The 11,029-nt window shown below is 68.8% G+C and carries 12 protein-coding genes and 1 pseudogene; 3 read left to right on the top strand and 10 right to left on the bottom strand.

The genetic code is table 11. The annotated features are described in order from the left end of the window. Positions 1-27: 27 nt before the first annotated feature. The 7 genes and pseudogenes from JNB_RS13795 to JNB_RS13770 form a co-directional block, all read right to left on the bottom strand. Positions 28-855, bottom strand: coding sequence for a pyruvate, water dikinase regulatory protein (locus tag JNB_RS13795; protein ID WP_009777106.1), 828 nt, complete (start codon positions 853-855; stop codon positions 28-30). Further along, the gene (locus JNB_RS13790; RefSeq protein ID WP_009777105.1) at positions 852-1,556 is read right to left on the bottom strand and encodes a lactate utilization protein C; all 705 of its coding nucleotides are present in this window, start codon (positions 1,554-1,556) and stop codon (positions 852-854) included. Before JNB_RS13790 ends, JNB_RS13795 begins: the two co-directional genes overlap by 4 nt. Further along, on the bottom strand, positions 1,553-3,070 hold the full coding sequence (locus tag JNB_RS13785) for a LutB/LldF family L-lactate oxidation iron-sulfur protein (protein WP_009777104.1): 1,518 nt from the start codon (positions 3,068-3,070) through the stop codon (positions 1,553-1,555). Before JNB_RS13785 ends, JNB_RS13790 begins: the two co-directional genes overlap by 4 nt. 79 nt (positions 3,071-3,149) lie before the next feature. Beyond that, a complete protein-coding gene (locus JNB_RS13780) occupies positions 3,150-3,920 on the bottom strand; it encodes a (Fe-S)-binding protein (protein WP_009777103.1) in 771 nt (256 codons plus the stop codon). A gap of 253 nt (positions 3,921-4,173) precedes the next feature. Next, positions 4,174-4,350, bottom strand: coding sequence for a zinc-binding dehydrogenase (locus tag JNB_RS22305; protein WP_083784588.1), 177 nt, complete (start codon positions 4,348-4,350; stop codon positions 4,174-4,176). Between the two features lie 154 nt (positions 4,351-4,504). Further along, positions 4,505-4,777: pseudogene (locus JNB_RS22300) on the bottom strand (alcohol dehydrogenase catalytic domain-containing protein); the annotation flags it as partial. 131 nt (positions 4,778-4,908) lie between these two features. After that, positions 4,909-5,424 carry a putative immunity protein gene (locus JNB_RS13770; protein ID WP_040884874.1) on the bottom strand — a complete coding sequence of 172 codons (516 nt, stop codon included), beginning with the start codon at positions 5,422-5,424 and terminating at the stop codon, positions 4,909-4,911. A gap of 63 nt (positions 5,425-5,487) precedes the next feature. Between JNB_RS13770 and JNB_RS13765 the strand changes: the two genes are divergently transcribed. From JNB_RS13765 to JNB_RS13755, 3 genes are read left to right on the top strand one after another with little or no spacing between them, the layout of a single operon-like run. Further along, the gene (locus JNB_RS13765; RefSeq protein ID WP_009777100.1) at positions 5,488-6,309 is read left to right on the top strand and encodes an SDR family NAD(P)-dependent oxidoreductase; all 822 of its coding nucleotides are present in this window, start codon (positions 5,488-5,490) and stop codon (positions 6,307-6,309) included. 12 nt (positions 6,310-6,321) lie between these two features. Beyond that, entirely contained in the window at positions 6,322-6,897 is a 576-nt protein-coding gene (locus JNB_RS13760; protein WP_009777099.1) for a GNAT family N-acetyltransferase, read from the top strand. 58 nt (positions 6,898-6,955) lie between these two features. Then, complete coding sequence (locus JNB_RS13755; RefSeq protein WP_148232438.1) at positions 6,956-7,444, top strand: hypothetical protein; 489 nt, start codon at positions 6,956-6,958, stop codon at positions 7,442-7,444. Between the two features lie 41 nt (positions 7,445-7,485). On the opposite strand, the gene eda is transcribed toward JNB_RS13755, so the two are convergent. The 3 genes from eda to JNB_RS13740 form a co-directional block, all read right to left on the bottom strand. Next, a complete protein-coding gene (eda, locus tag JNB_RS13750) occupies positions 7,486-8,172 on the bottom strand; it encodes a bifunctional 4-hydroxy-2-oxoglutarate aldolase/2-dehydro-3-deoxy-phosphogluconate aldolase (RefSeq protein ID WP_009777097.1) in 687 nt (228 codons plus the stop codon). Beyond that, a complete protein-coding gene (gene edd / locus JNB_RS13745) occupies positions 8,169-10,055 on the bottom strand; it encodes a phosphogluconate dehydratase (RefSeq protein WP_009777096.1) in 1,887 nt (628 codons plus the stop codon). Before edd ends, eda begins: the two co-directional genes overlap by 4 nt. A 232-nt stretch (positions 10,056-10,287) precedes the next feature. Next, positions 10,288-10,782, bottom strand: a complete 495-nt coding sequence (locus tag JNB_RS13740; protein ID WP_009777095.1) for a M23 family metallopeptidase — start codon at positions 10,780-10,782, stop codon at positions 10,288-10,290. Between the last annotated feature and the right edge of the window lie 247 nt (positions 10,783-11,029).

The following is an 11,029-nucleotide window of genomic DNA, read 5'->3' as shown; positions in this document are numbered from 1 at the left end:
TTCGTCGATACGGCAAGCAGCTGTTCGTCAGCCGAGGTCAGGCAGACGGCTGCTCTGCATGATCACGGCAGCCATCTCCTCAACGGACATCTTGGCCGAGTTGATCGAAGGGATGCGATGCGCCCTGTACATCGTCTCGGCCCGCCGCAGCTCGAAGCTGCATTGGGCGAGGGTGGCATAGGTCGAACCGGGTCTGCGTTCGTTTCTCACCTGGCTGAGGCGGACCGGGGTGGAGAGCAGACCAAAACACTTGTCGGCGAGCTGGGCGATCGGTCGGGGCAGGGCTTCGGTCTCGAAGTCCTCGGGCACCAGGGGATAGTTCGCGACCTTGAGCCCGTGCTGGAGCGCGAGGTACATCGAGGTGGGCGTCTTCCCGCACCGCGACGGAGCGACGAGGATGAGGTCGGACTGCTCGAGGTTGCGCAGGCTGGCACCGTCGTCGTGCTCCATCGCGAACTCGATGGCCTTCATGCGCAGGTCGTAGCGGCCGGTGTCACCGACCCCGTGCAGGGCCACGGCATTGTGGGTCGCGTTGACGTGGAGCACGCGCTCGACCGTGTCGAGGTGCGACCCGAAGAGGTCGATGAAGGCGGCCTTCGTCTTCTGCAGCTCCTGGCGGATCTCACTGTCGGTCACAGTCGAGAAGACGAGAGGCGTCACCGTCTCCGTCATCGCCCCGTCGATCTGGGACAGCACGGTCCGGGCGTGCTCGATCGTCGTGATGAACGGGATCTTGCGCCGGGTGAACGTCAGCCCCGGGAACTGCGCGAGCATGAGGTTGCCGAGGGTCTCGGCCGAGATGCCCGTGCCTCCCGCGACGAAGAAGACGGGTGTGGTCTCCGGGACGGTGGTCATGCCGACTCGCCCATGGCGTTGTCACTCGCGACGATGATGACCACGAGGTTGCGAGGGCCATGAACGCCTTCGACGCGTTGCAGCTCGATGTCGCTCGTGGCGCTCGGACCACTGATCCAGGTGAGGGCCCGCTGCTGACCTGTCGCGGTGCGCAGTCGCGCCACTGCTTCGGGAACGTCATGGACCACGTGGTCGGCGCGGATGACGCAGACGTGGGTGTCGGGGACCAGGGTCAGCGCGCGACGGCCCTGGTCCGGTCCGTGGTCGAGCACGATGGTGCCCGTGGTGGCGATGCCGACCGCAGACCCCGTCACCACGGCGTCGACGGAGTCGAGGACCAGCGTCGTCGACGCCGACTCGGCGACCACGTCGAACGCCTCGCCGATGGCCCGCTGCCACTCGGTGTCGAGCCCGGTGGGCAGGACCACGGAAGAGGCTCCGGCGTCCCGCAGCGCGCCCACGATCGCGGCACCCACCCCTGCCTCGGGGACGCGCAGGACGGTGGCCCGGTAGTCCGCCACGTTCTCTGCCAGCAGTTCCAGAGTCTCGTCGCTGGCAACCGCCTTCGTGCCCCGGACGGACACGTGCGGACGCGCTTCGCGCGGATCGTCGTGTCCGTCCGGGGCACGAAGTCGGGGTTCGGTCGTGATGTCGGCGGTCGCGGAGCGGACGCGGGCAAGGATCTCGTCGCGTGCGCTCATCGCGTCTCGCCTTCCTTGCCGGGTATGCCGTCCGCTCGCCCGGGGCCGGGCCGCTCGCCTTCGCGTCCATCGTGCTCGCGGACCCACCACTGACGGAAGGTCTCCTTCGGTGGGGTCGGCACATCACGAGCATCGGTCCACGCTCCCAGGCCCGGGACGGACCGGACCGTGCGCTTGCCGATGAGTCGACCCGCAGTGGTCGCGCCCTTCTGGGCAACCGCCAGCCGCCGAGGATCGGACAGCACCCAGGCGGCAGCCTTCATGGCGGCGGACTCGGCGCGGTGCCCGCCCTGCTGGGCGACGGTGCCACGCAGCTCGACGAGCAGTTCGGGGATGTTGATCCGCACCGGGCAGGCGTCGAAACAGGCGCCGCACAGACTCGAGGCATAGGGCAGGGACTGGTCGACCTCGCTCGCCGTCCCGCGCAGCTGCGGGTTGAGCACGGCACCGATCGGCCCCGGATAGACCGACCCGTAGGCGTGGCCACCGGTGCGCTCATAGACGGGGCAGACGTTGAGGCAGGCCGAGCATCGGATGCACCGGAGCGCCTGCCTCCCCACAGAATCCGCGAGAACGTGACTTCGTCCGTTGTCGAGGAGGATGACGTGCACCTCTTGTGGGCCATCGTCGTCGTGCACGCCTGACCACATGGTCGTGTACGGATTCATCCGCTCCCCCGTGCTCGAGCGCGGCAGCAGCTGGAGCATGGGCGCGAGGTCGTCCCAGGTGGGCAGGACCTTCTCGATCCCGACGACGGAGATGAGGGTCTCCGGGAGCGTGAGGCACATGCGGCCGTTGCCCTCGGACTCGACGACGACGAGCGTCCCGGTGTCCGCGATGGCGAAGTTGGCACCTGACACCGCGACCTTGGCACGCAGGAACTTCTCGCGCAGGTGCAGCCGCGCAGCCTCGGCCAGCCGGGCCGGGTCGTCGGTGAGGTCCTCGGGTGCCGGTCGCCCGAAGGTGGCCATCTCGCGCAGGAACACATCGCGAATCTCGGTGCGGTTGCGGTGGATGGCCGGCACGAGGATGTGGCTCGGGCGGTCACCGAAGAGCTGGACGATGAGCTCGGCGAGGTCGGTCTCCCAGGCGCTGATCCCGGCCGCCTCCAGGGCCTCGTTGAGCTCGATCTCCTGGGTCGCCATGGACTTGACCTTGACGACCTCGTCGACGCCCTTGGAGCGCGCGATGTCGACCACGATCTGGTTCGCCTCGTCGGCATCCCTGGCCCAGTGGACAGTCGCGCCATTGGCGGTGAGCGATGCCTCGACCTGCTCGAGGTAGTCACCCAGGTGGTGCAGCGCCTCGTCCTTGGCCGCCGCCCCGGCGAGCCGCAGGGCCTCCCACTCGGGCACCTCTGCAACGACTGCAGCGCGCTTCTCGCGGATCGTGTGGGTGGCGTTGCGCAGGTTGCTCCGTTGCTGCGTGTTGGCGAGCGCCTCGCGAGCGGCCGTCGGGAACTTCGGCATCCCGACGAAGGTCGGCGACGTCTTCTGGACCGGTGGGGTGCTCATGCGGGGTCCCCGCGAAGTATCTGGAGGAGCGCAGCGGGGCGGGTCCCACGCTTTGCGTGGGCAGAACTTCGTGGGGTGTTCACGCGGGGCTCTCCTTGGTCGAGGCCAGGATCTCTGCAAGATGCAGGCGGCGTATGCCGGACCGTTGCCTTCCGAGGATGCCACCGATGTGTGCCAGGCAGGAGTTGTCGCCCGCGACGAGGACGTCGGCGCCCGTCTCGGTCACGTGGGCAGCCTTGTCGGTGCCCATCGCGACGGACACGTCGGCGTTCTTCATGGCGAAGGTGCCGCCGAATCCGCAACATTCCTCGGCGCCGGGCAGCTCCACGAGGTCGATCCCCTCGACAGCCCGCAGGAGCTGCAACGGCTTGTCACCGACGCGCAGCATCCGCAACGAGTGGCAGGTCGGGTGATAGGTGACACGGTGCGGGAACCAGGCCCCCACGTCGGTCACCCCGAGAACGTCGACGAGGAACTCCGACAGCTCGAAGACCTTGGGCGAGACCCGCTCGACCTCGGAGGCCAGCCCCGGGTCGCCGGCGAGGTGGGCGATCATCGGGTGCTGGTCCCGGACCGACCCGACGCACGACCCCGAGGGGGCGACGACGGCGTCGTAGTCCGCGAACACGTCGACAAAGCGACGCACGAGCGGAACGGCCTCGGCGGCATACCCCGTGTTCGTCATCATCTGACCGCAGCAGGTCTGCCCCATCGGGAACTCGACCGTGACACCCAGACGCTCGAGGAGGCGGACCGCGGCCTTGGGGGTCTCGGGCCACATCGTGTCGTTGAAGCAGGTCGCGAAGAGGGCGACCCGGAGGTCGGTGGGGCGAGGCGTCGTTGCCGTCATGTCCTCATCAGATCAGGAAAGGGGGAGTCCTGCGCACGCAGGTCAGGTTCGAGGCCGGGGCACGAGGTTGTCCATGCCACCATCCACCGCGAGGCAGGCCGCATTCATCGAGCCGGACCGTGGCGAGGCGAGGTGGGCGACCGCAGTGGCGCACGTGCATCCAGGAGTGGCTGCGCGAAGCGCTCGATCCCTGATCCGCCCGGGAGGGGACGTCACCTCTCGTATGCCGTCCGGTCGCGTCTGCGGGGCCGGCTCAGCTGACCGTCGTCAGGACGACCCGGCCGCGAGCGCGGCCGGAGGCCAAGAGGGCGAGGGCAGCAGCCGCCTCCTCGAGGGGGAAGGTGCGGTCGACAACCGGGTGGAGGTGTCCGGCGTCGACGAGCTCCTTGAGGGCCCGGAGGTGGTCGAGCTTGGGGCGGGGCTGGAAGATTGCCTCGGGATCTGGGGGTTGAAGGGGGCCCGGGCCAGGAGCGCGAGGACCTTGGGGAGGCTGCCGAGCACGCGCGCACGGTCTGCAGCGCGATGATGCCGGCCGTGGGGAGGGTGCTGGCCTCCTCGAAGGTCAGGCCCCCCGGCATGGTGAGCAACCGGTCCTGATGGACGGCGACGAACTCCGCCCAGGTTGCGCCGTTGACCCATTGCATGCTCGGTAGGGACTCACCAAAAGCGTCGTCGCCCACCGCTACCGACCTCACGTTGGCACCGGTGGCTGCGACCGTGCCGGCAAAGTCGGAGCCGGGCACGCTCTGTTTGGGCGCGCGGATCCCTGACCCCATGAGCCGCAGCACCGCCGGCCGCCCCGTGACGACGAGCCACACGTCCGGGTGCACCGACGCCGCACGCACCTGCACCAGCACCTCGTCGGGCCCGGGCACAGGCACGGGGACATCGACGCACCGCAGGTCCGACACAGACCCATAGCGGTCCTGCACGACAGCTCTCACGTTCGCGACGCTAGTCGTGGCCGGAGCCCGGCGTGGGCGATCGGTCAGACGTCGAAGACCGACCAGCAGATGGCATTGCGACGGCTCTGGTCCTCAAGGACAAGGTCAAGGACGGGGGCGGGTAGCCGGTCACGCTGCCACTGGCATTCACGCCGCATCGCGTCGGTCCTCTCGTCCGATGGCGCTGCCTCCCCCACCGCCTTGATGGCGTAGGCCGCAGCGCCCAGGTCGTGCTCGGGAACGTGAGCGACGCAGCCAGCCTGCCCGGCGGCATACGCCGCGAAGCGTGCCGCACCACGCAGGGGTCGCGCGGCACCCATGGCGTGGCCACCCGCGGCTCGCGCCACCATCATCGGGACCTCACCGCGCACCCAGGAGCGGGCGTGCTCGATCGCCTGGCGCGGCCGGTCATCGCCGGGAACCTCTGACTCGAAGAGGCTGAGGACGTGTTCGGCGCAGGTGGCGGCCCACAGCGCGAGAAGGTGGTGATCGGCGTCGGTGAGAGTGCCGCCGCGACGGACCGTCACGAGTCGTGGGTCTCGGACCTTCGGCAGGATCATGGTTGCCATTGTGGAACAGTCGGCACTCACGGCCCGACCCACGACCACACGGAAAGGTCCCCCATGGCTGAGCCACGGACCATCGTCATCACTGGAGCCAGCGACGGGATCGGCGCAGCCGCGGCCGGGCAGCTCCAGGCCCTCGGCCACGAGGTCGTCCTCGTGGGCCGTTCGCCCGAGAAGACCGCCGCCGTCGCCTCCCGGCTCAACGCACCGTCGCACGTCGCGGACTTCGCCGACCTCGACCAGGTGCGCGCCCTCGCTGCCGACCTGTTGGCTGCCCATCCGCGCATCGACGTGCTCGCCAACAATGCAGGCGGCGTCTTCGCTCAGGAGAGCACGAAGGACGGCTTCGACAAGACCTTCCAGGTCAACCACCTCGCTCCCTTCCTGCTCACTCACCTCCTCATGGACCGCCTCGTCGAGTCCGACGCGAGCGTCATCCAGACCGCCAGCGCCGCGCACCGCCTCTTCGGCAACATCGACCTCGATGACCTGGACAACGCCCGCAACTGGAGCGCCAACAAGGCCTACGGCGACGGCAAGCTCGCCAACGTGCTCTTCACCCGCGAGCTGCATCGCCGCTTCCACGACCGGGGCGTCAACGCGGTCGCTTTCCACCCGGGCGTCATCCGCACCAACTTCGCCAATGACACGCCCAGCCTGATGCGGTTCGTCTATCGCACCCCGCTGGCGAGGCTCCTGACCGGAGTCGAGTCGGGCGGCGGGCGACTCACGTGGCTCGCGGCCGGCATACCGGGTGAGACGTGGGAGCCGGGTCGCTACTACGAGAACAACAAGCCCGCCAAGATCAACCCCCAGGTCAAGGACGCCGCACTGGCGCAGGGCCTGTGGGAGCGCAGCGAAGCGCTCCTCGGCCTCTGAGACGGACCCACCGTGGACGACTACTCGACGCGGCTGCTGACCCCCGAGACGTGGGACGCCTTCGCGACCCTCGTCGAGGCGAACAACGGTGTGTGGGGCGGCTGTTGGTGCATGAACTTCCACCCCGAGGGGTTCGGCACGACGCCCAGCGTCAGCGGCAACCGGGCGGCCAAGGAAGCACACACGAGGGCCGGGACCGTGCACCAGATGCTCGTGTATGCCGGCGAGCAGTGCGTGGGTTGGTGCCAGTTCGGGAGCCCGGTCGAACTACCCAACATCAAGAACTCCAGGGCCTACGAGAAGGACGCCGCGGACCTTCCGGACTGGCGGATCGGGTGCATCTTCACGGGGAGCAAGCACCGGGGCCGTGGTGTGGCCCGGGCGGCGGTCGAAGCTGTGCTGGTCGAGATCCGTGCAGCTGGCGGTGGGGTCGTCGAGGCCTATCCGGAGCAGGTCGAGATGCGCGGACCGCAGCGCGGTGCCTTCTTCCACACGGGGCCCGAGACCCTGTTCGAGGAGTTCGGGTTCGAGCGTGACCGCAAGATCGCGAAATGGCGCTGGGTCATGAGGCTCTCTCTCACGCCCTGATGCTCGTGGCTGTGGCCCGTGTCGCGCCCGACCCACTTGTTTGGCACACTCGCTCCTCATGCGTGACAGCGAGGTGGAACCAAGCCTGCCGGGCGGAAGTCTCCTTCGAGATCACTTGGACGACCTGGCTGCGCATGTTCACGGCGACTCCACGACATCCCTTGACGACCTCGTCGACGGCTATGACATCCCCCGCGCGGACCTCGCGGCCTTTGAGGCCCTCCGCAGCATGTGGGCGGGAGCACCCCTGACCGCAGACCCCCACGCAAGCCTGGACCACCTCGTCGACGTCCTCCTCACGCTCCCCGAGGAGCTGACCGTGCACGACGCGATCGGTTGGGTCTGCGCCACGTGGTCGACGGTTCCCCGGGCTCCGGGCGAGACGACGACCGATGTCATCGAGAGGTACGGCGCGGCAGAGGGGGCGTGGGTCTTCCATGCCGCCGGGATTCCACCGGAGGAGATCAAACACCTGGACCCCGAAGCAGTGGAGATCGTCGCGGTCCTCGCCGTGGCCCGCGGAGCCCACCTCCCGCCGCGGCGCTGAGCGCACGCGCCGAGGGAGGACCCCCGAACCTGACGACGCTGTCAGGACTGACGTAGAGCCGCAGCCTCGGCTGCAATTGCCTCGATTCGTGCCCAGTCTCCCTGCCCCACAGCGTCCTTCGGCGTGAGCCACGATCCGCCGACGCAGCCGACGTTGGGCAGAGCGAGCCAGGCAGCCGCCGTCTCGGGCGTGATGCCGCCCGTCGGGCAGAAGCGCAGCTGCGGGCACGGCCCACTCACCGCGGACAGGTAGGGACGCCCGCCACTCGCCTCTGCCGGGAAGAACTTCATGGCGCTGAGCCCGGCTTCGGCCAGCGTGAGCATCTCGGTCAGCGTGCCCGCGCCGGCAAGCAGAGGCAGGCCGCTCGCGATCGCGGCGTCGAGCAACCGTGGCGGCGACCCGGGCGTGACGATGAACTGCGCGCCGGCGTCCTTGACCTGCTGCACCTGCTCGGGGGTCACAACAGTGCCGGCACCGACGACCATGCCCTCCACCTGGGAGGCAACGGCCTCGATGGCACCGAGCCCGGCCGCGCTGCGCAGCGTGATCTCAATGACGGGTATGCCGCCGCGCACCAGTGCGCGGGCCAGCGGCACCGCCTGCTCGACCGAGTCCACGACGACGACCGGGATGACCGGCGCGAGGTCGAGGATGTCGGCCTCACTCGTGATGACCGGCCTCGTGGACGGAGAGGTTGTGGCGGACGTCAGGGCTGAGGTGGCGGTCATCGGTTCTCCTCCTGGCTCACCAGCGGTGCGACATCGCTCTGGTCCCAGACGTGACCTAGGTTGCCGAAGATGTGCGCCCCTTCGTCGGCACGACCCACGGCAGCACGCATCGGAGCGAACAGTTCTCGACCGGTGCCGACGCCCTCCTCGCTCACCCGGGGTGACGGGATGCGCGCCGCGAACTCGTGCTCGTCGACAAGCACGTCGAGCCGCCCGGTGAGGGAGTCGACGCGGATGATGTCGCCGTCGTGGATCTTCGAGATCGGCCCGGCGTGCACCGACTCGGGGTTGACGTGGATGGCAGCCGGAATGGCTCCCGAAGCGCCACTCATGCGTCCATCGGTCACGAGAGCCACGGCATACCCACGCTTTTGAAGGACACCGAGTGACGGCGTGAGGGCGTGGAGTTCGGGCATGCCGTTGGCGCTGGGGCCCTGCTCGCGGATCACGACGATGACGTCGCGGTCGAGCTCGCGGCGGGAGAAGGCCTGGAGGAAGCCGACCTGGTCGGTGAAGACACGTGCTGGCGCCTCGATGATCCGGTGCTCGTCCTTGACGGCCGACACCTTGATGACGGCGTGACCCAGCGTTCCGCCGAGGACGCGCAGTCCGCCGTCGACGGTGAACGGGTTGTCGGCCTCGCGAAGGACCGCCGGGTCGCCGGATTCCGCCCCGATGTCGACGAATTCGAGCTGACCGTCGGTGATCTGCGGGCGCTGGGTGTAGCGGCGCAGACCGGGGCCCGCGACCGTGAGGACGTCCTCGTGGAGCAGGCCGTTGTCGAGCAGGGTGCGCACGAGGAACGGGGTGCCGCCAGCGGCGTGGAAGTGGTTCACGTCGGCGGGGCCGTTGGGATAGATCCGGGCGATCGAGGGGACGGCTGACGAGAGGACGTCGAAGTCCTCCCACGTGAGATCGATCCCGGCGGCCGCAGCCATGGAGATGAGGTGCATCGTGTGGTTCGTCGAGCCGCCGGTCGCGAGGAGGGCGACGACCCCGTTGATGACCGCCTTCTCGTCGACGATCTGGCCGATGCCGTAGGGGGTGTCGGACGCGGCGATCTCGGCGATGCGGACGGTGGTCGCGGCGGTGAGCGCGTCACGCAGCGGCTCGTCCGGGTGGACGAAGGCAGCGCCGGGCAGGTGCAGCCCCATGACGTCCATGAGCATCTGGTTGGAGTTGGCCGTGCCATAGAACGTGCAGGTGCCGGGCGAGTGGTAGGACGCGACCTCGCTCTGCAGCAGCTCGTCACGCCCGACCTCGCCTGCGGCGAACGCCTTGCGGGTCTCGGCCTTGTCGGCGTTGGACCGTCCGCTCGACATCGGGCCGGCGGGAATGAGCGCGGTGGGGAGGTGACCGAACGAGAGCGCGCCGGCGACGAGTCCGGGCACGATCTTGTCGCAGACCCCGAGCATGAGGACGCCGTCGAAGACGTCGTGCGACAGGGCAATCGCCGTCGACATGGCGATGACGTCGCGGCTGAAGAGGCTGAGCTCCATGCCGGCTCGTCCCTGCGTGATGCCGTCACACATCGCGGGCACACCACCGGCCACCCGCGCGACGGCGCCGACCTCGCGGGCCGTCTGCTTCATGGCGCTCGGGTAGTGCTCGAACGGCGCGTGGGCCGACAGCATGTCGTTGTAGGAGGTGATGATCCCGAGGCTCACGCCGGTGTCGGCGGCCATCGTGGTGCGGTCGGCGCCACCGCACGAGGCGACGGCGTGCGCGAGGTTCGAGCACCCGAGGTCGGTGCGCGCGGGGCGCAGGCTCAGCTCGGAGGCCGCGCGGGAAAGACGTTGAAGGTATGCCGTGCGGCTGGCACGACTGCGTTCGGTCACCGCGGCGGTGACCTGGGCGACGGCAGGGTTGAGGGCGGGCGCCATGAGGCTCCTGGGTTCGGCGGTCGGGGAAGGACCGCGCAAACGGCGACATTGGCGCTGCGCACTTGTGATCCAGATCACAAGCATGGCGGCCAGGGCTGGCAGGTCAACGGGCGTTCCGCGATACGGACCGGTAGTGGCTCAAAGCAAAGACCTCCGGGGGACGTGGACTTTCGACAGTCCGCACGTCACCCGGAGGTCTCCACCTACCGCGGGTCAGCTCACTTCGACTGGGTCACGGCCACAGGTTGGGGTTCTTGTCCGATCCGTAGCCGCCATAGCGGGGGCGTCGCTCGAGGTGCAGGTGCGGGCCGGTGGTGTTCCCCGTGTTGCCCGAGTAGCCGATCAGCTGGTTGGTCGCAACAGCCTGACCGTCGCTCACCACCCGCTTCGACAGGTGGCAGTAGCCCCAGTCCGAGCCGTCCACGTTGTCGTTGATCAAGATCATGGTGCCGTAGGCGGAACCCCAGTTCGCCCGTCCGGTGCGGCAGTCACCGGCGATGGTCGCGTAGACCGGAGTGCCGATCGGGCAGCCGATGTCGACACCGGTGTGGTAGCCGGCCTGCCAGTCGCCGGGGATGCGCCAGGCGGCCGTGATCGGGTGCGCGGTCGGGTTCTTCACGGGCCGCACGTACGACGCGGCCTGAGCTGCTGGTGCTCCGACGATTCCACCGATGGCAAGCCCGGCGACCGTTGCGCCCCCTCCGAGGATGATCCGTCGACTGGGCATGGACGATTCTTGATGATCTGTCATGTCAGTTCTCCCGGTTCTGCTCATGATCGGGGTGTGAGGAACCTGAAACAACGCTCATGCTCATCAGCCCCCCGCTCGCTTGTCTGGGTCATCTCGCGCCCCAACCAGACTGCTCGGCACCCAACGGCCCAAACCCCGCCGCGTGACTGCTGCGAGTGACTCGAGTCAAACAGAACTCGGCCCATCTCGCCTGATGAAGGCCGCCGGGGTGAACGCAGCACGC

The sequence above is a fragment of the Janibacter sp. HTCC2649 genome (assembly GCF_000152705.1).
GTDB lineage: Bacteria > Actinomycetota > Actinomycetes > Actinomycetales > Dermatophilaceae > Knoellia.
The sequence above is the reverse complement of the archived record's forward strand: the minus strand, read 5'-3'. Positions and strand labels throughout refer to the sequence as shown.

Coding starts and splice junctions, on each gene's coding strand:
- JNB_RS13795 (WP_009777106.1), bottom strand. CDS start 855: ATGACCACCGTCCCGGAGACCACACCCGTCTTCTTCGTCGCGGGAGGC.
- JNB_RS13790 (WP_009777105.1), bottom strand. CDS start 1,556: ATGAGCGCACGCGACGAGATCCTTGCCCGCGTCCGCTCCGCGACCGCC.
- JNB_RS13785 (WP_009777104.1), bottom strand. CDS start 3,070: ATGAGCACCCCACCGGTCCAGAAGACGTCGCCGACCTTCGTCGGGATG.
- JNB_RS13780 (WP_009777103.1), bottom strand. CDS start 3,920: ATGACGGCAACGACGCCTCGCCCCACCGACCTCCGGGTCGCCCTCTTC.
- JNB_RS13770 (WP_040884874.1), bottom strand. CDS start 5,424: ATGATCCTGCCGAAGGTCCGAGACCCACGACTCGTGACGGTCCGTCGC.
- JNB_RS13765 (WP_009777100.1), top strand. CDS start 5,488: ATGGCTGAGCCACGGACCATCGTCATCACTGGAGCCAGCGACGGGATC.
- JNB_RS13755 (WP_148232438.1), top strand. CDS start 6,956: ATGCGTGACAGCGAGGTGGAACCAAGCCTGCCGGGCGGAAGTCTCCTT.
- eda (WP_009777097.1), bottom strand. CDS start 8,172: ATGACCGCCACCTCAGCCCTGACGTCCGCCACAACCTCTCCGTCCACG.
- edd (WP_009777096.1), bottom strand. CDS start 10,055: ATGGCGCCCGCCCTCAACCCTGCCGTCGCCCAGGTCACCGCCGCGGTG.
- JNB_RS13740 (WP_009777095.1), bottom strand. CDS start 10,782: ATGCCCAGTCGACGGATCATCCTCGGAGGGGGCGCAACGGTCGCCGGG.